The sequence below is a fragment of the Natranaerobius trueperi genome (assembly GCF_002216005.1).
Lineage (GTDB): Bacteria > Bacillota > Natranaerobiia > Natranaerobiales > Natranaerobiaceae > Natranaerobius_A > Natranaerobius_A trueperi.
This window is the reverse complement of record NZ_NIQC01000016.1, coordinates 36,651-56,740: the sequence shown is the minus strand read 5'-3', so window position 1 is coordinate 56,740 and position 20,090 is coordinate 36,651. Positions and strand designations below refer to the sequence as shown.

Here is a 20,090-nt window from a genome sequence, read left to right as displayed (position 1 = left end):
GAAGACATTAATGAACTACCTGTTTCTTATAACATTGCATGGTATGAACAAAAAGCTGTATTAGTACTTCTTGCATTATTGCACTTAGGTGTAAAGAAAATCTATATTGGTCCAACCTTACCAGCTTCTATATCAGAAAATGTATTAGTTGATAAGTTTGATATGAGACCAAACTCTACAGTTAATGATGATTTAGAAAAGATTATGGTTGGAGAGTAAGATTACACTGGTTTAGTGAGTGCTCCCCTTAATGGAATCGCCATTAAGGGGAGCACATTTTTATTTATGGCCTTTTATATAAAACGAAAAATCCACTTATAATCACAAATGTAGTTACAAGTCCACCTTCAATACCAAAGGCACCTCCAGTAAAAATATTATTTCCAACATATTCAATAGAGAATAGTCCTTGAACAGGCAAACCACTAACTGAAAATCCAAAAATGTTTCCTTGAAAGAAATTCCATGTTAAATGATACCCAATCGGCATCCATAAATTATCTGTAAAGAAAAACATTGCCGCAAATAATAATCCCACAAGAAAGATATTAAGTATTCCTATTAAGGTTAAATTGGGATTACCAATGTGAAGAATAGCAAAAATAATAGAAGAAATAACAACAGCTAAAGCCATCCCCCGTTCTTTAGTTATAACTGTCATACAATAACCACGAGCAAATAATTCTTCTACAAAAGCTACCATACTAAACATAAATAATCCAGATACTAGATAACCAAAAAGCTCTAAGTCGAATGTAGAAAGGTTTGCTTCAATACTACCAGTTAATAGTAGAATTAAAAAAATTACCGTAATAGAGACTGCTCCTAGAGCCATTCCAAATATTAAATCAGACTTAGTGTTTTTAGTTAAATTTGTTATCCCAATTATACTTAATGATCTACCTTCCCAGAATCTAACAAAGAGCCATACTGCTAATAGAAAGGCTACATTCTGTAATATAGCAAATATCATCATACCAGAGTTATTTAAGTTCACAATATCTATTCCACCAAATGTATTAACTAATATACTAACACCTACACTTAATATCGTCATAAATATAAAGGCCGTAACTAAAACAAGGGCTATTTTGATTAACCATTTAGGCTCACCTTGTTTATTCAGAAATAATACTTTCATGATAATACACCTGCCAATACTTTTTAGATTTTCAATTGATCCTGTTTCTTTTCATCAAATTGCTTAGTAAATTTAAGTTGTAAAAGAAAAATATAAGTAAAAATAATACCAGCTGTAAATCTAGCTAATAATAGAATAAGTGCATTTCCTCCAATTCCTGCAAATATAACAGTTTCTTCAATTAAAGAATGAGCGATACCAATAAAAACACAAGTAACAGTTAATTCTTGTTTGGTTAGGGTTCCTTCCCTTCCAACTTGCATAACTATTCCTGCTCCAAACTGTAAACCAATTGTCCATCCTATCACCACGGGGAAAGCTGCTTCGCCAGGTAAGTACATTCTTTTTGTAAAAGGTCTAAAAAAGTTAGTTAATTTCTCTAAAAAGCCATAAGCCTTTAAAAATTCTGTCCCTATGAGAAGAGGGATAACAATAAGAGCTATTTGGAGCATTGAAGCGATACTAGACTTTGTAGCCTCTAAGATCATTTCAAACCAGTTCAAGTTCTAATTCCCCCTCTAAATTGTTAAGAACAAATTAACTAAAAATCCAAAAACCAGACTTGCTATGACACGATAAATTAATACCCATCTACCTTGAGCACCAGCTTTACTAACTACTGCAGTTTCAGTAGGTAAGCTATGACTTATAGTAACCATTACACTTAATACTGTTAGTTGCTGTTGTGTTATATCTATACTAAGCATAGCACCAATTGCCCCATATACATTTGTTAAATTTCCAATTACAAGTACCATTGCTGCTTCACCAGGAAGTCCAAAAATATTCATCAAAGGTTCTGCAGACCCAGCTATAATAGGTAAGATTCCTGAGACCTCTAAAAAAGTAACAAAAAAAATTACGGGAACTAACACCTTCCCTAGCTCTAAAATGACTTCTTGTGAGCTCTTTAAACCATTTTTAATAATTGTTCCATTATCAACTGACTTCATTGTCATCCTCCCTATATCTTGCCTAACTCCTCTAATAATTGAGAAACATTATAGAAGTTGGTATCATGTGCGTATACTCTTTGTAAATGTGTAATAGCTCTATCATTTTGTCCATTTTCTTTATATGCAAGACCTAAGAGGTATTTAAAATACATTTTATCTTCGTCTAACTTTCTTGCACGCACTGGGCCTGATTTCAACACTTCTAATGCTAGCTCTGGATTGTCTTTTTTCATAAAACAATCCCCAAGATGGGAGATCACCTTTACTCTAGATTCATCTTCTTTTGATAAATCATTATTTAAAATATCCTGAAAAATATTTATAGCTTGATCAAAGTTATTTGCAAGCTTTAATGATAATGCATATTGGAATTTAACACCTATGTGTTTTGGATTATGGTCTAAATATTTTTCAAAATAATTACAAGCTTTTGTATACTCATTATTCTTAAGAAACAACTCACCTAAGATTGGATAAAGTTGAGGTATTTCCTGTATCTTTAATAATTCAGTAAAAACTTCTCTAGCCTTTTCATAGTCCCCTTCTGTTAATGCTTTCTTACCTGTTTTAAATTTATCTCTAGCCTTACCTTTAGAGGAGTTAGCTAGTTGTTTTTTCCCATATACAGCAATTGCTAACAAGAAAACACTAGCAATAGGTAAAAAAGGTAACAGAATTAACATTAAAATTATACATAATGAAGGATAATTAAAGCTTTTAAGATCTTGAGGCATGGGTAAAGGATCTTTGTTATTATCAGTAGATCTAGCCGTTTTGCTCGTAGAACTTTTCTTTCTATTAGATTTATTTAAATAATCTATGGCATAAATTCCTGTTCCAGGAATACTCATTGACCTATAGGCACCCTTAGGTCCAACCCCAAACCTCATACCTTTCCCACCTAAGCTGATACCAGCACCTCTTTTGCTCAAATTCACCCTTAGCCCCTTCCCAAGTTTCATACTTCTTCGAAACCTAATACCCATAAACATCCCCCTTAACCAATTTTATAATTACAGTATACAATATAATTAAACCTTTTTCATTAATAAAGCCCCGTATTTTTTACGAGGCTTTTATGATTACCTTTTATCAATCTGAAATTCTTGTGTTTCTCTGTTCCATGAGACCGTTACATCAAAGTAGTCTTCTAATACTCTAACAGGAATATATACACGACTTTCAATTAAGTATGCAGTACCCTTAAAATCTTCACCATCAAACTTTCCGTTAATTCTTCTTGAAATATTAGGTAGATCTTTTTTTTCATTAATCCTGCTTTCTACTTCTTCTCTTATTTGATGTATATTGAAATTATCTCCCGGACATGAAGTATTATTAAATTCCCTATTTTTTTCTAAAGTAGTATTTGGGAATTCATGACTCAACCAAGCTAATAAATCAATAAGGGCTTCTTTTTGGTCTGGAAATTCTTCAGGTTTATTACTATTAAAATTACCCGCTAAACAAACAGCCAATGATTTAGAATTTACACTAGATGTGTGAACACCTTGTTTAGTTATTGGCCTTCCCCGGTAGATACTACCATTTTGTCTAATATAAAAATGATAACCTATCCCTGCCCAACCTCGATCATTTTTATGAAAATTATTAATTGTTTCTACTCGCTGATCTAACGAAACCCCTGTATGATGAATTATTAAAAATTTAATATCTTCTCGTTTTAAATCACTCATAAAATTTAAGTTCATATTTAGTTCTTTTTTAATAATTTGTGGTTTTTCCATCATATTCCCTCCAATTATTAAACTTTAAAATAATTATATGGTCGCCAAATGCTATTAAGAATTTAAAAACTACAGTATAATTGTATCCCAAAAAACCAAAGCGTAAAAAACACCAACCATAATAATATGATTGGTGTCAGTGTTTTCACTATTGTTAGAAACAGTTCTACTGTTATACATTTATTTTTGCTCGTCTATTAAATCTTCGTAATCACATGTGAATTCAATTAACTGGAAATTAATAAAAATTGGTGCATCAAACCTTAATGCTAAAGCTATAGCATCACTTGGTCGTGCATCTATCTCAACAAACTCATCATTGTGATCTAACATATGAATTCTTGCATAAAATATATCATCTTTAACATCATTGATAAATATCTCTACAATCTCACCATCTAAAGTCTCACACAAGGTTTTTATTAAATCATATGTCATAGGTCGTTGATATTCTTGACCCTTTAGAGCTGAAATTATTCCTTGTGCTTCAAAAGATCCAACTACGATTGGTAATATCTTGGATTCTTCTAGATCAGATAATAACACCGCATAACTTTCTCCATTTTGAGAAGTACCAATTCCTTTAACTTTTACTTGTATACTAATAGTTTACACCTCCTATAGCCAAATGACCCAATAAACTCTTATTTAATTTACTTATAATTATATTCTAAACCCATTATAAAAATTCCTTCAGTTATTATTGTATAGAATACCGTCTAATTCAATTAAAAAAGTTATTCTAAAAAAATGTTCCATTACCAAAGGTAATGGAACATAAACCATTCCTAATCTATTTAGATTTAAAGTAAAATTTCAATATCACTATCTTCTCTTAATTCTTCAATAACTGTACCTGTTCTTTTCTGCATTTTTTGTTGTTTAGCCATTTCTTCTAACTGTGGCTTCATTTCTTCAAGTTCAGGAAGTTCTTCTTCATCAATTCCCTCTTGCCCTTGTTGCATAGCCATTTGTTCTTCATATATTTCTTCTAACTCTTCATCAGTAACTTCAAGCTCATCTTCATCAACTAATGTATCTACTAGTTCTTCTATCTTAATAGAATCTCTAATTTCATTTTCCAAATCATCAGCATCTAGATTAGCCATAGCTAACATTTCTTCCATTTCCTCTTCTGTTTCAAATTCTTCTTCTATAGCTTCAATTTGTTGTTCAACTACTTCTTCATCTACAGTAATACCTTCGTTTTCAGCTTCCTGAAGAAGTAAAGTTTCAGTAATCAATTCGTTGATAGCTTGTTCTTCAATCATTTCCATCATTTCGTCATCATCTTCATCAATTTCCATGCCGTACATCTCATACATTTCTTTTGTATGATTCAAGACACCCTCAAAGTCTTTTCTTAAAAGTTCCTCTCCGTTTACTGTTGCTACGACTTCCTCATCTTCTTCACCGCAACCCACTAGTGAAACTACCATTAAAATGGCTAAAGCTAATAATGAAATCTTTTTGAATAGCATCGAAAACCTCCTAATTTTAACTCTAATATTTCACAAGATACTACTGATATTATAGAGAACAGTTCAACAACTGTCAATAGTATAGCTCTCGGAATATAGGGGATTAGAGAACTGTCTCCTAACCCACTATTTTGGCAAGTACTTTCTCCTTTTTAAACTAGTGCTGCTGAAACTGATGTTCTTACTATAAGTCCTAATAGTTTTTCATCTTTATCAACAACAGCAATAGGATATTTACTGTCCTTTGCTATTGGAATCAAATCATAAACAAAAGTTTCAGGATCCGTTTATGGTAATCATCATTCAAGATTTCATCTAATGTACTATTATTCTTAAGAGAATTTCGTCAAACAAATTTGGCGATGGTTTTCCAACACTTTGGGTTGTTTACTCACAAAACAGTACAAGACAATGTTGAATTCGGACTAGAAGTAAAGGGGTATCTGACAAAGAACGAGAGAAAATTGCAATAGAAACATTGGATGCAGTTGGTCCTAAGGGTTGGGAAAAGAAATTGCCAAATGAGTTGAGTGGTGGTATGCAACAACGAATTGGTTTAGCAAGAGCGCTTGCTAATGATCCAGATGTACTGTTGATGGATGTTGACCTAGCTCTAATTTTATTTCTGGAAATTCTCTCATTTTAAATTGAACTGCCCCTGTAAATATCAGGAGCAGTATCTCTTCACCTCACTCTAGTTTAAAATTTTATGTTATTGAATATAATTTAAGACATTATAAGCTACTTCTGCATCTACCCATTCTGTCCATAGGTCTTAATATTCGTCGAAAAAGTATTTAGCAGCTTCTCTTTCATCTACATCGTTTTCTTCCATATAGGCTAATACTTCACTAGTAATCTCACTACTTGTTTCATAGTTACTTAAGAATTCAGTTACTTCAGGGGCCCTGTCATCAAGAGATTGATTTACAGATATAGTTACTTCCATAGACGGAATTTCTGTTGTATAACCACCTTCGTAGTAATTCTGTTCATTAAACTCCGGTTCTTTTAATAAAGTAAGATCATATCGACCCATAACCCACGTAGGTTCCCAATTATATCCTACCCAAGCTTCTCCACTTTCGTAAGCATCAGCTAAAGAAGTATTTAATGCTGGCTCAGAACCTGGCCTAAAATAGTTATAATATCTAATCCATAGGTTTGTATTTTAGTATCTATAATTTCATCAATAGCCCAATCCGACGGTGCCCCATATATTCTACCCTTATCACAGTCAGATGGGTCTTCAAATACTTCATTATAATCAGCTAGATCTTCTACATATTCTAAATTCGGAGCCATTGGTTCTATCCCTCTTTCTTCATCTCCTTCTATCACATAAGTAGGAACATATATACCCTGATGGTTATCATCAAAATTGATTCCAAGTACTTCAATATCACCTTGTTCTTTTGCTTCTTGATATTCTTATTGAATATTTTCTTGCCATGTTTCCATATAGATATCTATATCTCCATCTCTTAGTCCTGTAAAAGTAGCAGGGGTAGAACCTGGAGTCATGTCCATTTCATATTCACCATAACCTTTTTCTGAAATTATACCAGCGATATAATTATGGACTCGAATACTCTCCCAACCAACATCTGCAAACACAAACTTTTCGTCATCATCAATATCCGCACACCCTACAACTACCAAAACTAACAAACTTACTCCTAAAAAAATAATCTTTGGTCACATAATCTTTTTACTTTCATTTTATAAACCAACTCCTCCTTCGTCTAACATTTTTGTTTTCATTTTTTAAATCTGTTAAATAATTATACATAACATGCTTGTCTAGAAAAAATAGACATAAATGTGCTATAAAGCCAAGTTCTTTAATATGATTTTGTGATAACGTGCGAAAGAGTTATAGTAGTTGTAATGAACTAGTTAAAGTAAAATTTTCACTAAATATTAAAATGAAAATAACGTAACGGTAGCTGTATTTTATAAAAGCTTTTTTTTTTCATAAAAAATATATTACAATTAAAAGGACATACTTTTAAGAAGAATAGAAATGATTATAAATTGAAATATAAATAATTTCTCCTATAAGAACTACTATGATGTGAGGTGAAGTTTATGATTATTATAATTAATAAAGAAAGTATAACTGATAATGAAATCGAGCAAGTAACTCTTAGACTAAAAAATTTAGGATTTAACAGTCATGTTTCTAACGGTCAATCAAGAATTGTAATTGGTGCTATAGGTGAAAATAAGAAAGATGCTCAGAAAGCTTTAGAGGCTTTACCCTATGTAGAAAAAATTGTTCCTATAAGCAAACCTTTCAAACTAGTATCACGTGAGTTCAAAAGTCATGATACAAAAGTAGCCATCGAGGATCTCACTATAGGTGAAAATACTTTTTCTATCATGGCAGGCCCTTGTGCTGTAGAAAATAAAAATAGTTTAAAAGAAGTTGCTAAAGGAATTAAACAAGCTGGTGGAAAAATATTAAGAGGAGGTGTTTTTAAGCCTAGAACCTCCCCATATAGCTTTCAAGGGTTAGGTGAAGAAGGTTTGAAAATCCTTTATGAAGCAGCTAAAGAAAATGAACTTAAAATTGTAACCGAAGTAATGGATCCTAGACAAATTGATTTAGTTAGTAAATATGCTAATATCTTGCAAATTGGCGCTAGAAATATGCAAAACTATGAGCTATTAAAGGAAGTCGGTAATTCTAATAAGCCAGTAGTTTTAAAACGAGGCATGTCTTCTACTGTAGAGGAATGGCTAATGGCAGCAGAATATATACTTGTCCGTGATAATTATCAAGTCATCCTTTGTGAACGTGGTATTAGAACCTTTGAGACCTCAACTAGAAACACCCTAGATCTAGCTGCTGTTTCACTAGTTAAAGAACTAACTCATTTACCTGTAATAGTCGACCCAAGTCACGGAACAGGTAAATGGAAATTAGTATCCCCTATGAGCAAAGCAGCTTTAGCAGCAGGAGCAGATGGTGTAATGGTTGAAGTTCATCAATCACCAGAAGAAGCTTGTTCCGATGGCTTGCAATCGTTAACAATTGAAAACTTCACTAAACTAACTCAAAACTTACAAGCTTTAGCGCCACATTTTAATAAAAGAATGGTAACAAATTGAAAGGAAGTTATATTATGTATTTAATCATTGATAATACACAAAACAACAATAAGCTACATGGTGAGCTAGAAGTACCAGGAGACAAATCTATATCTCACAGAGCTTGTATCCTAGGAGCAATTTCAAAAGGTACAACAATCATTAAAGGTATAGCACCTGGTCGTGATGTAAACGCTACTAAAAAATGTTTAGAACGTCTAGGAGCAAATATACGTAATGAAAACAAAAAAACTATTTTCATTAGTTCGACCCTAAGTGAACCAGAAAATATCTTAGATGCAGAAAATTCAGGTACAACTGCTAGACTATTACTAGGACTATTATCAGGACTCAACCTATTTTCTTGTATAACAGGTGATTCTTCTTTAAATAAAAGGCCTATGGATCGTGTAATTAACCCATTATTAGAACTTGGTAAAGTTGTAAAAAGTAGAAACAATAATACATTACTTCCAGCTACTGTAATCCCTACTAGTTATGATACTAAAAAAACTCATATTTTTACAAAAATAGCTAGTGCACAAGTAAAATCTGCACTCCTTTTGGCAAGTTTAAATTCAACTAAAAATATTACTATTACCGAACCACAAATAACACGTGATCATACTGAGAGAATTCTAAAGTTTTTCGGATGTAATATCAGTTCAGCTAAAAACTCAATATGCAACAATATTACAATATACAGTAAACAAATATCAAATCTATATGGTCAAACATTTGATGTACCAGGAGATATATCCTCAGCCGCTTTTTTAATCGGAGCAGGGATTTTAGTGCCAAATAGTCAAGTTAGATTAAATAATGTTGGACTTAATCCAACACGAATTGGTTTTTTAAACATTCTTACTAAAATGGGTGCCGAGATTTCAATTACAAATAAGCAAGTCATGTCCGGTGAACCCAGAGGAAATATTACAGCGAAATATACTCAAAATATTAATAATATCAAACTGAAAAAAGAAGATATCCCTGATGCTATAGATGAGCTCCCTTTATTAGCTGTTATAGCAACTCAAGCACATGGGACCACAGAGATAACTGGTGCAAAAGAATTAAGGTTTAAAGAAAGTGATCGCATCCAAGCAATCAAAACTGAGTTAAAAAAAATGGGGGCAAAAATCGAAGAACTTTATGATGGATTAACAGTAACAGGCCCTACACCATTAAAGGGAGCCGAAGTGAATACATATGGGGATCATCGCATCGCTATGGCTTTAGCAATAGCTGGTTTAATTGCAACTGGTAGGACAGTAATACATAGTGCTGATTGCATAGATATTTCATATCCAAGTTTTCAAACAGACTTACAAAAACTTGGGGCGTCAGTAGAATAGCACAGAAAAATTATTTTTAGAACATTTGTAACTTATTTTAATAAGGTGGTTATCTTTTTATGGATAACTACCTTATTTCTTTACAGTATTAGGGCTTTCATCCCACGCTTTCAATCTTGGGATGAAAGCCTATTTTTTTAATAAAATACAGTTGTAGTATAAAGCAAAACCATATACAATTAAATCATATGAAACGAAGAAAAATATTTTCTAATCAAAAGGTAAAACAGCGTTTTAAAGAAATTGTTCATGAAGTATGTACTGAACAAAAAATTCCAAAGTGCTCTTCCTTCAATCATTTCTTCTAAACCACAAAAGAATCGAAGAAATCGTTCTTTTTGCTGAAATTTACCCCTCCTGAATGTTACGAGCTAATCTGATAAGCTAATTTAATTATACTTATATAGTAATATTCCTAAAGCATATCATTAATTTTCTATATAATTTCACAACTTCTAGCAAAAAGACCTAATCACTGAATTATAAAAAAAATATATAAGGAATACTTTTATAATTAAGATAGGGGGCGGTGACTAACCGCCCCCTCTTACACCACCGAACATACGGATCCGAATACGGCGGTTCCACATTATGTCTGACGTAAGAATTCATATCTAGACACAAGACTTTTAAGCCCTAGACCAGTCCAATAGGTTCGGTCTAGGGTTCTTTGTAGTATTGGACTTTTAGCTATACGCCAATAAGCTTTCCGGGAATTACCCCATTCATACGCTTTACATGGAGAAACTCCAAGTGAGATAAGATTCTTCACCTTTGTTCGTGGAAACCTCCATTCCTTCCACCTAATCATTCTCAACCTACGACTTAACCACGATTCGAGACCCTTCAGTTTGCTTTAAGTATCAATTAGTTGATAATAGCCAATCCATCCTATTAGGTAGCGATTCAGCTTCTTTATTCTTTTCTGCATACTAATCCGGTCCTTTGCGAGATGTTAGTTGTTTAATTTTAGCTTTGAAACGGTTTATTATTTGTCTAGCTAGTCGTAGCTTAGGGTTCTTTTTGTGATGAGTGAAGCTAAATCCTAGTAGTTTACGCTTCTATGGTCTATCCACCGCACTTTTCTCTTTTTTTACTTTTAGTTTTCAGTTTCTTCTCAATATAAGTTGTAATAGACTGCATTATTCTTTCGCCTGCTCTTTTGGATTTCACATAAATGTGAAAATCGTCAGCATAACGAACGAATTTATGACCTCGCTTTTCAAGTTCTTTGTCTAATTCATCTAAAACTATGTTAGAAAGTTGTACATGTTAACTTAAAAGTCCCCCGTGGGATTCACCACTTCCTTCTCAAGGTAGGAACTTTGTTTTCTGCTTCTTTGAGACAGATGAACGCCTGGTAATGATTCTCCATAATTGGTTTGGTCCTTCTTTTATATCTTAAGCTACCAAGTACTATGACGTCTGCTGTTCAACATAGTCTCTCGACCATGCTTACCTCTTATCTGTGGCGTTCCAGCAGATTCTCCCCAGGTAGTAAGGACTTTGTCTTGATGTGCAGACTAATCCAGTGTTGCCTAGCCTTGTATGAGATTCGTGTCCCTCGGGGCGAAAATTTGCCGCTTACTTCCTTCAGATGATAGAGTCACCTCCACCACCCTTGTCTTGAGCTACAGCTACTACTACCTTCGCTGTTCGGGACTTTCACCCTATAGCTTATACCCATGCCGGGCACACAAAAAAAGTCGCAGAATTCTTGCTCTGCGACTTTTTTTAATACTATGAAAATAATGCTTTACAAATTCATTATCAAACCATAACTTTTATATAACTTGAATATTTTATTATTAAAATTTAGAACTAACCTTAAAGGTGAGTTCTAAAAAACACTTATTTCGATTTACTTAAATTCATTTTCTATAGCTTCTTGTCCATCTTCGCCATCTACAGTATAAACACCATCTACCCATTGTAATACTATATCAATATTTTCAGTAATCCATTCTTCTGCTACTTCTTCAGGATCTCTTTCATGATATCCAAATTCATAAACCCACTCATTAACAATTTCTTGGTCTACATCAAATTGTTTTAAATACTTAGTTAAGTTAGGATCAGCTTCTTCTAGACCATCTCTAACAACTGTACTAATACTTTCACTGTCACCCCAAATACCTTTAGGGTCATCTAAATATTCCATATCTAAAACAACATTCATATAATGCGGTTCCCAACCACTAAAAACAACCCATTCTTCATCTTCCATCTGTTGGCGTACATCAGTAATCATAGCCGCTTCATTACTTTCAACAATGTCCCATTCACCAAGACCATAAGTATCATTGTCAAAAGCTTCAATCATAATTTCATTCCCATCATTACCAGATTCTAAACCATAATAACTATATTCGAATTTGTCTGAATATTTCGCTAAGTCTTCTAAAGATTGTACCCCTGCTTCATAAACGTAAGTAGGCACAGCCGGTGAATACGAAGCATCGTCAATCTGAGTGTTAATATCTATCATATCTCCTGCTTTTAGGGCTTCATCTAAAGGTTGCCCCCAAGTTTTATCCCAAGCATCAGTAAAAAAGTCTATTTCTCCATTAGACATTCCTTCTATAATAATAGGTAAAGTGTAGTTTTCTCGTGATACATCATAACCCAAAGTTTCAAGTATTGCTGTGTTAACATAAGCTTTCTGTGTAGCACATGTCCATTCAACCTTAGCCATTTCAATTTCTTTTTGTACAGGAATTTCTTCTCCATCTGCCCCTTCTACTGTTGCTTCTTCTTCCTCTACTTGCTCCTCACAACCTAATGTGACTCCTGCTAAAATTAAAGTTAGAGCTAAAACTGAAATCAATAGAAGCTTACTTTTGTTTCTTAAAAAATGATCCATAAATTAAAAAAAACCTCCTCGAATTTGATAAATATTATTTTATTCTGTCATAAAAAGTATAAGCTTTTTATCAATAATAATCAAAAGTTATTTACAAGCCTATACCGTAATATTTACTTATGAAAGCTTATAAGAAGAGATTTAATAGTTGTTTCAGCAATTAACTCTTCTATTCACGGTATAGGCTTATTCATCTGTACTAATTTACCATTCTAGAAGCATGAACGATAAATTTGTTCATAACCTTTCACATCAATATCTCTTGGGTTTCCTACCGTTTGTGGATCATTGTAAGCTTCTTTTGCTAATCTAGGAATCATGTCCTCAGAAACCCCTAGGTCTCCCAGTGTTGGAACATCAATATCTTCTACTAATTGATAAACTGCATCTACAGAAGCTCTTGCCGCTTCGTGAAGATCCATTCCATGAGTATCTACACCAAGAGCTTGTGCTATTCTTGCAAACTTATGAGGCTCACCAATCCAGTTATATTCCATTGCTGGTGCTAGTGTGGCAGCAACAGCTTGCCCGTGTGGTACTGATATGATTCCACCTAATGTTTGTGTCATAGCATGAACTGCTCCTGCACTATCGCTACCATATGAAATACCAGCTAACATTGCTGACATTGCCATACCATAACGTGCTTCAATATCTTGGCCATTACCTACAGCACGTCTTAAATATTTTCCAGCATATTCGATAGCTAATAAAGCAGCTGCATCTGTTGTAGGCTGTGAATAATGACAAGTATAGCATTCAATTGCGTGACACAGTGCATCCATTCCTGTTCCTGCAGTTATTGCAGGAGGCATGCTAACATGTAATTCAGGATCAATAATTGCTCTATATGCTGCAATTAATGGACCACCTGTATTAAACTTAAATTCTCTTTCAGGGTCTTTAATAACAGCCCAAAGAGTCACTTCACTTCCAGTACCTGCAGTTGTTGGCACAGTTACTAATGGTGGAATTCTCTTAGTTAAAGGTTTTTTACCTTCTGCTGCTTCATATTCTACTACAGTTCCTTCTCCATCATGAGATGCTTCAACACCGATAGCCTTAGCAGTGTCCATTGAGCTTCCTCCACCAACTGCAATTAGACCATCACAATTTTCCTGATTATAAGTTTTTGTACCTTTAGCAACTACATTTAAATCTGGATCTGCTTGAACTCCATCATAAATAGCAAATGGGATATTTGCTTCAGATAAGCTTTTCTTAATTGGTTCAAGAAGTCCAGCATTAATTACACCTTGGTCTGCTACAATAAGTGGTTTAGATACTCCTAATTCTTGCACATCCTGATTAATGTCCTTGATAATACCTAACCCATGCTTAATTTTTGTTGGTAGTACAAATTCATTTTGTTGCATCTGCTCAAATCTTAACATTTTAAATGCCCCCTTAAATATATTTTTTACTTTTGAAATCTTCAAAAATATTTCTATAATATTTCAGAAAGATTAAGCTCTTTTAACTTTTCATCAGTTGGCTCTCCTTCTTCATTCCAACCACGATGATAATAATATTCTTGCAGCATAATCTTTTCATCTTCTTTTGTAAATTTATGACCTTTACCCGGACCATCAGGTAATGGTTCATAAAAACGTTTTGGTAACTTTTCATCTTTCTTTGTTAAGCCTTGCTTTAGGTTAAACACTCTACTAAGGTTCCAAATCCTTTCCCCTAATTTATATAGGCGTTCAGAACTCATATTTTCTCCTGTAGCGGCTTCATATAATGCTAGATAGCTTTCTTCAGAAATTCCAAATGTACCAAAATCACATTTTACAAAAGCATCTAAACCTGCAATGAAGTTTTGATCACTTGCTACAGTTTCTGCCTTTCCTCTTACCTGGAGTCTTTCATAAGTCTTACCATTAAAAGAAGCTCCACCTACTTCATAATCTATTGGAAAAGCTCTCTGGTGACATGCACCACGATCAGCAGTCATATAAGCAAGCCCCATTCCAGGTGTACTCCTAGGTCCCCAGGCAGGGATATCCATACCTTTTACATGTGAAGCTTTATCTTCTGCTTCTTTTCCAAGTTCAGCGGCTGCATTCTTTGTTCCTTGAGCTAATAATTTGCCTAGTTTTCCTTTTCGATTTGCAATCATTTCTAATACTTCTGGAACATTTTCTGAAGAACCGAAAGTAAGTTTAATACCATCATAATCTTCTGGCTTTAAAATGCCTTCTTCAAAGCATTCCATAGCAAAACCAATCACACTACCTGCTGACATTCCATCCATTCCAAGACTATCACATAAATATACTAGATAAGCTACTTCTTTTATATCAGATAACCCTAGATTAGTTCCCATTAAAGCAGCAGTTTCATACTCTACTATATCTGAAATTGTCCCTTTTCTTTTTCCTTCTCTTATAACTCCGACTTTACTACATCTAATAGGACAAGATGCACAACCAACATCTCTTAACCAAATCTTTTCTCGTTGTGCTGTATGAGCTAAACCATTAGGATTAAATGTTCCTTTTTGATAGTTTTTTACTGGTAATAGCCCCTCGCTATGGGCAAACCATAAAGCTGGTGCTGTTCCCGACTGTGTTAGTTCCTCTATCTCTTCAGATTCTTTTAATTCTTTGGATGCCATATCTATAGCTTCTTCGAATTTTTCATGATCATCAATCTTAACTACATTGGTACCCTTAAGAGCAAAAGCTTTCAGCTTTTTGCTACCCATAACCGCACCAATACCACCACGACCAGCATGACGATTATATTCACAAGAAACGAGAGAATAAGGAATCAAGTTTTCACCTGCTTGACCAATAGAAGCAATTTTAAGTGTTGAATCATTTTGATCTTCTTTAATCTTTTTATTTACTTCTAAACTATCTAGACCCCAATATTGATCTGCTTGTAGGAATTCTACATTGTCATTTTCGATATTAAGTACTACCGGCTCTTTTGAGATTCCTTTAACCACTAGTGCATCAAAGCCAGCATATTTAATTTCTTGACTTAAATGTCCACCATAATAAGAGTCTACATATCCACCTGTTAAAGGTGATGTAGATACAGCTACGCCTCTCATAGCAGGTGCGTCGGTGCCGGTTAAAGGTCCTCCAGCAAAAATAACTGGATTTTCTTCGCCATATGGATCAATATTATCGTGACTCTTGGTTTCATTATAAAGAAGCCACGTTGCTAATCCTTTACCACCAACAAATAGTTCACTTATTTCTTTGGAAACTTCCTTAACCCAGTAACTTTTATCACTCAGATTTACATATAGAACTTTATCCATAGCTCCGCCTCTTCTATTCAACATCGTCACCCCCTTTTCGTGAATCTTCAAAGAGTTTCAATGCTCCTGTAGGACAGTTTTTAACACAAACCGGATCTCCTCCACATAAGTCGCATTTTGAAGCCTTATTATCAACTAATACAATTACATCTTTTGGACAATATTCCATACACCGTCCACAACCGATACACTTATCTTCTTTGATAACTGGTATTTCATTTTCTCTTGTTATTGCTGAAACCGGACAAACTTTCTCACAAAAAGCATTTTCACATTGGTTACAAACAATTGGTTCTGTAACTAACCCATCCATTTGCTCTTCTAAACGAAGTCTTGCAAATCTAGGGTTATACCCACCTTGCAATTCCTTTGAACAAACTAATGTACAAATAGCACATCCCGTACATAAGTCAAACTCAGATACAAGTTTTTTTCGAGTCATGAGCTTCACCCTTTTATTTTTAAATTTATAAAGTTTTTGCTGAACAGACTGAATATATTGTACAATTTATATTAACTTCCTACAAGTTCAATATTCGCCATAAAGACTGATGAAATAAAATTAGCTTCTTATAGTTCTTTTTTTTTCACTTTTTTACTGCCATTTGTTTCACTTTATAATAGATATTGATTTTATCTATACAAGTTCTCACTTCTATCGATAATTTCAATGTAAATACGTATTACATTACAATTATGAATATAGTATGATAATTCAGAAGCCAGTTAAAATTGTTCTTACTTAAATTAGGAGGAATCTACATGAAAAAAGAAGTAAGTATTAAAAAAATCCGAAAAGATGCTGAAGAACTATTCAAGAGAGGGGAATTTTACTGTTCTGAAGCAATTGTAGCATCAATAAAAAGAAATTTCGATATAGACATGCCTGATGAAATGATTGCTATGGCTTCAGGTTTTCCTGTTGGAATTGGTAGGTCAAAGTGTGTTTGTGGGGCTATATCTGGAGGGGTTATGAGTATTGGATACTTTTTAGGACGTACAAAAGGGACAAACCCAAAAGATCCAAACAGTATAAATACCATGGAAGCTTGTCATGAATTACAAGAAAACTTTAGAAATAATCACAAAGTATTATGTTGTAGTGTGCTTACCAAAGGGATGGATATGTCCTCAGGTGAACATAAAGATCAATGTGTTTCATTTACTGGTGAAGTTTGTGAAAATGCTGCAAAAATTATCGTTAGAGAGTTGAATCTTACAAATACTGATAAATAGAGGTGTTTTCTATGATATTACAAAAAGTCCCTTCAGGTATATCAGGTTTAATGTTAGGTCTCGCAGCACTCGGTAATTTATTAGGAACTTTCAGTGAAAATATGAGATATTTTTTAGGGACTATTTCTGGAATGATTTTATTGATATTACTGTTAAAATTATTCTTGTTTCCAAAAATCACAAAAGAAGAGTTTCAAAATCCCGTTTTAGGTTCAGTTATGGCAACCTTTCCTATGGGGATAATGGTTCTTAGTACTTACTTGACTCCAATATTCTCTAATCTTGCTTTCTATATTTGGATATTTGGTTTAGTAATACATTCTATTTTAATTCTACTCTTTACTAAAATTCATATATTAAAGTTTGATATTAATAATGTATTTCCTAGCTATTTCGTTATATATGTTGGTATAGTAATAGCTAGTGTAACTGCAGCTTCGTTTAATTTAAACTCTTTTGGACAAGTGATTTTTTGGTTTGGATTTAGTATTTATCTCGTTTTATTACCAATAGTCATTTATAAACAATTTATTACAAAAGAAACTGTAGAAGCAATAAAACCTATTGCAATTATCTTTGCCGCTCCGGCTAGCTTATGTCTTGCAGGTTATTTCAGCGTTTTTCCTGAAAAAAATATTTTAATAGTAGGGTTTTTAGGAATGTTAGCTTTCTTTAACATTTTATATGCCCTTATTAAAATGCCAAAAATGTTAAAACTATCTTTTTATCCCAGTTTTTCAGCTTTTACATTTCCTTTTGTGATCAGTGCTATAGCTTTCAATCAAATGTCAAATTATTTACATGGTATTGGAATTAATATCCCGCTACTAGAACAAGTCCGCATCTTTTTAATTTTTTGGGCAACATTAATGGTCTCTTTAGTTTTCATAAAATATATCCAATTCTTCTATAAACATCTAGACTTTAGTACTAATACAGTTAAAGATATTTAGAAAAGAAATGCTCACCTTTTTGGTGCAGATCTCTAGTCTGTCTACCTTTAAGGAGAGCATTTTTTATAAATCAATTTTTCCTTTCTTTACAACAATCTAAGACTTGATTACCTTTTTCATCCACTACTCTTAAATTACATTGAGTACAATCTATTTTATTTTCCCTTTCTTTACATTTCTTAGCTAATTGACGAAGTTCCTGTTTCGTTATTTTTTGTTCTCCATCATGATCTTCATTTTTATTACAAGAAATTAGCAAATAATACTCCTTCAATTGTTTCACCTCTCAATCCATAAATCTAACTGTATCTAAATCCTCCTATATTATATGCAAAAAAAAGAAATGGGTTAATTCCCATTTCTTTTTATCATTACTCTTTAGGAATGAAATCATATATTTCGCCTGACTCCACACTATCTGCAATTTTTTCTAACCAACTGTAATACTTTTTGGAATGTTCTATTTTTTCTAAGTCTTTTTGGGCCTTATAGCTAACTTCCTGATCTTCACTCTTAGCTAGTTCTCTAAGCTTTGGCTCAGCATCTTTTATAACATCCATATTAACCTCATACTCTCGTCGCCACATAGGTACAAAGAAATTAACAAAGTTATTAAAGAAATCAGTCTCACCTTCATATAGATGTTTTCTAACACCTTTTTTCCAAACTTTTTTAACCATTTTATTTTTTTCTAGTCTCCGTACTCCTGTACTCATACTAGTTTTACTCATACCCATATAATCTCTTAATTCATCAAGGGTCAAAGGTTCTTCATTAAAGTACAAAATACCATATAACCTACCGATAGAAGGTGGCACTCCATATAAATCCATTGTTTTTGCCATTGCAACGCTTAATTCCGATCGTATCTGTTCAAGTTCTTCTTTTTGACTTTCATTAATCTCAGACAAATTTCCCACCTCTTTGTTATTATCACAATTTTTTTTACTCAATCTTCTATCAAATAAAAACTGTATAAAATGTTACTTTTATAATAATTAAAATAACGTTATTTTGCAAGCTTTTTTTGATAAGTTATTTAGAAAATCTAATCAAATTTAAGGTTAAGAGGTTATCTAAACTACTTATAGATATAAAAAGCCCATTCCTATGTCCATCACTAGTCTTTCGTGAAGCATAAATAATACCAAGTAGCTCCCCTTCACTATTAACTACTGGACTTCCGCTATGACCAGGATAAATCTTTGTATCAATTTCAATTATTGAAAGATAATCATTTATTTTATTTATATCTCTTATTTTACCTTTACTAGCTAGTACTCCTATGCCTCTAGGGTTTCCTACGACATAAACTTCTTTATCTGTATTTAAATTCTCAATTTTACCGTTATAGATATCTACATATGGTAATTCTCCATCACTTTCTATATCTAATAGTGCAAGATCGATACTAGAATTTGGTGAAATTTTTTTACCCTTTACTCGAGCTGTCGTTTCATTGCTTTCTCTAAAGTTAACTGTAATCTCCTTATCACCTTCAATAACATGACGATTAGTTAAAACTTTACCAGATGGATCAATGTTTACACCAGTCCCTGAAGTTTGACTTGTTATAAAATCAATATTATTTAAGTTTTCCCTAGCTATAATAGACACAACTGACTCTTTAACCTCCGCAATTGTTTGATTATCTCGTAAAGTTAAAGATTCAAAGTATGTAGTTATAGGGAATTTTGCAACAACCTTAAAAAAACTAGTGAATACTGTAATTACAAAAATGATTAATATAAAAGAAGCTATCCATCTCACATGTTTTTTCCTCTCAGCTTGTTCTTCTTCAAAAAGATTTTCTTCATCTAAATCTCCATAAAAAAAATTATCGTTTTGTTCTTTGTTATTCCCTTTTTTTCTTTTATTAATAAGTGTCACCACCAAAATGTAATTCAATAATAGATATTTTATTATTAAAAATAGTTCACTTTGGTATAATTTATCTTCAACATAATTTATACCAAAAAAAAAG

The 20,090-nt window shown here is 33.0% G+C and carries 19 protein-coding genes and 4 pseudogenes; 6 read left to right on the top strand and 17 right to left on the bottom strand.

Annotated elements, in window-relative coordinates:
• Positions 1–219 (top strand): annotated as a pseudogene (locus CDO51_RS08150) (hydroxylamine reductase); the annotation flags it as partial.
• Between the two features lie 64 nt (positions 220–283).
• Here CDO51_RS08150 and CDO51_RS08145 read toward each other — a convergent pair.
• The 7 genes from CDO51_RS08145 to CDO51_RS08115 form a co-directional block, all read right to left on the bottom strand.
• Positions 284–1,141, bottom strand: coding sequence for a CPBP family intramembrane glutamic endopeptidase (locus CDO51_RS08145; RefSeq protein WP_089023786.1), 858 nt, complete (start codon positions 1,139–1,141; stop codon positions 284–286).
• A 23-nt stretch (positions 1,142–1,164) separates the two neighbouring features.
• Positions 1,165–1,644, bottom strand: coding sequence for a nucleoside recognition domain-containing protein (locus tag CDO51_RS08140; RefSeq protein WP_089023785.1), 480 nt, complete (start codon positions 1,642–1,644; stop codon positions 1,165–1,167).
• Positions 1,645–1,659: 15 nt separating this feature from the next.
• Positions 1,660–2,094, bottom strand: coding sequence for a nucleoside recognition domain-containing protein (locus CDO51_RS08135; RefSeq protein ID WP_158212390.1), 435 nt, complete (start codon positions 2,092–2,094; stop codon positions 1,660–1,662).
• Positions 2,095–2,105: 11 nt separating this feature from the next.
• Complete coding sequence (locus CDO51_RS08130; protein ID WP_158212389.1) at positions 2,106–3,083, bottom strand: DUF4236 domain-containing protein; 978 nt, start codon at positions 3,081–3,083, stop codon at positions 2,106–2,108.
• Between the two features lie 96 nt (positions 3,084–3,179).
• Entirely contained in the window at positions 3,180–3,845 is a 666-nt protein-coding gene (locus CDO51_RS08125; protein ID WP_158212388.1) for an N-acetylmuramoyl-L-alanine amidase, read from the bottom strand.
• A 180-nt stretch (positions 3,846–4,025) separates the two neighbouring features.
• Positions 4,026–4,391: a bifunctional nuclease family protein gene (locus tag CDO51_RS08120; protein WP_240503529.1), complete on the bottom strand. Its 366-nt coding sequence runs from the start codon at positions 4,389–4,391 to the stop codon at positions 4,026–4,028.
• Between the two features lie 257 nt (positions 4,392–4,648).
• Positions 4,649–5,341, bottom strand: a complete 693-nt coding sequence (locus CDO51_RS08115; RefSeq protein ID WP_276207011.1) for a SurA N-terminal domain-containing protein — start codon at positions 5,339–5,341, stop codon at positions 4,649–4,651.
• 317 nt (positions 5,342–5,658) lie between these two features.
• Between CDO51_RS08115 and CDO51_RS15385 the strand changes: the two are divergent.
• A pseudogene (locus tag CDO51_RS15385) lies at positions 5,659–5,927 on the top strand (ATP-binding cassette domain-containing protein); the annotation flags it as partial.
• A 174-nt stretch (positions 5,928–6,101) separates the two neighbouring features.
• Here CDO51_RS15385 and CDO51_RS15020 read toward each other — a convergent pair.
• Together CDO51_RS15020 and CDO51_RS15015 are read right to left on the bottom strand one after the other, a co-directional pair.
• Positions 6,102–6,482: a glycine betaine ABC transporter substrate-binding protein gene (locus tag CDO51_RS15020; protein WP_205842168.1), complete on the bottom strand. Its 381-nt coding sequence runs from the start codon at positions 6,480–6,482 to the stop codon at positions 6,102–6,104.
• Positions 6,437–6,943: pseudogene (locus CDO51_RS15015) on the bottom strand (glycine betaine ABC transporter substrate-binding protein). Before CDO51_RS15015 ends, CDO51_RS15020 begins: the two are co-directional and overlap by 46 nt.
• A gap of 474 nt (positions 6,944–7,417) precedes the next feature.
• On the opposite strand from CDO51_RS15015, the gene aroF reads away from it, so the two are divergent.
• On the top strand, positions 7,418–8,443 hold the full coding sequence (gene aroF / locus CDO51_RS08100) for a 3-deoxy-7-phosphoheptulonate synthase (protein ID WP_089023779.1): 1,026 nt from the start codon (positions 7,418–7,420) through the stop codon (positions 8,441–8,443).
• A gap of 14 nt (positions 8,444–8,457) precedes the next feature.
• Complete coding sequence (gene aroA / locus CDO51_RS08095) at positions 8,458–9,777, top strand: 3-phosphoshikimate 1-carboxyvinyltransferase (protein ID WP_089023778.1); 1,320 nt, start codon at positions 8,458–8,460, stop codon at positions 9,775–9,777.
• A gap of 589 nt (positions 9,778–10,366) precedes the next feature.
• On the opposite strand, the pseudogene CDO51_RS15380 reads toward aroA, so the two are convergent.
• From CDO51_RS15380 to CDO51_RS08065, 5 genes and pseudogenes are all read right to left on the bottom strand, one after another.
• Positions 10,367–11,040: pseudogene (locus CDO51_RS15380) on the bottom strand (group II intron maturase-specific domain-containing protein); the annotation flags it as partial.
• Between the two features lie 598 nt (positions 11,041–11,638).
• Complete coding sequence (locus tag CDO51_RS08080) at positions 11,639–12,640, bottom strand: glycine betaine ABC transporter substrate-binding protein (RefSeq protein WP_089023777.1); 1,002 nt, start codon at positions 12,638–12,640, stop codon at positions 11,639–11,641.
• A gap of 212 nt (positions 12,641–12,852) precedes the next feature.
• Positions 12,853–14,034: an iron-containing alcohol dehydrogenase gene (locus CDO51_RS08075; RefSeq protein ID WP_089023776.1), complete on the bottom strand. Its 1,182-nt coding sequence runs from the start codon at positions 14,032–14,034 to the stop codon at positions 12,853–12,855.
• A 53-nt stretch (positions 14,035–14,087) separates the two neighbouring features.
• Positions 14,088–15,938, bottom strand: a complete 1,851-nt coding sequence (locus tag CDO51_RS08070; RefSeq protein WP_158212387.1) for an aldehyde ferredoxin oxidoreductase family protein — start codon at positions 15,936–15,938, stop codon at positions 14,088–14,090.
• Entirely contained in the window at positions 15,931–16,359 is a 429-nt protein-coding gene (locus CDO51_RS08065; RefSeq protein WP_089023774.1) for a 4Fe-4S dicluster domain-containing protein, read from the bottom strand. Before CDO51_RS08065 ends, CDO51_RS08070 begins: the two co-directional genes overlap by 8 nt.
• A gap of 320 nt (positions 16,360–16,679) precedes the next feature.
• On the opposite strand from CDO51_RS08065, the gene CDO51_RS08060 reads away from it, so the two are divergent.
• Both CDO51_RS08060 and CDO51_RS08055 read left to right on the top strand, forming a co-directional pair.
• Entirely contained in the window at positions 16,680–17,153 is a 474-nt protein-coding gene (locus tag CDO51_RS08060; protein ID WP_089023773.1) for a C-GCAxxG-C-C family (seleno)protein, read from the top strand.
• Between the two features lie 11 nt (positions 17,154–17,164).
• The gene (locus CDO51_RS08055; protein ID WP_089023772.1) at positions 17,165–18,106 is read left to right on the top strand and encodes a TDT family transporter; all 942 of its coding nucleotides are present in this window, start codon (positions 17,165–17,167) and stop codon (positions 18,104–18,106) included.
• Positions 18,107–18,176: 70 nt separating this feature from the next.
• On the opposite strand, the gene CDO51_RS08050 is transcribed toward CDO51_RS08055, so the two are convergent.
• The 3 genes from CDO51_RS08050 to CDO51_RS08040 all read right to left on the bottom strand — a co-directional run bounded on the left by CDO51_RS08050 (position 18,177) and on the right by CDO51_RS08040 (position 20,014).
• Entirely contained in the window at positions 18,177–18,389 is a 213-nt protein-coding gene (locus CDO51_RS08050; RefSeq protein WP_089023771.1) for a hypothetical protein, read from the bottom strand.
• Between the two features lie 88 nt (positions 18,390–18,477).
• Positions 18,478–19,017, bottom strand: coding sequence for a GbsR/MarR family transcriptional regulator (locus CDO51_RS08045; RefSeq protein WP_240503527.1), 540 nt, complete (start codon positions 19,015–19,017; stop codon positions 18,478–18,480).
• A 124-nt stretch (positions 19,018–19,141) separates the two neighbouring features.
• Entirely contained in the window at positions 19,142–20,014 is an 873-nt protein-coding gene (locus tag CDO51_RS08040; protein ID WP_158212386.1) for a S1 family peptidase, read from the bottom strand.
• Positions 20,015–20,090 lie beyond the last annotated feature (76 nt).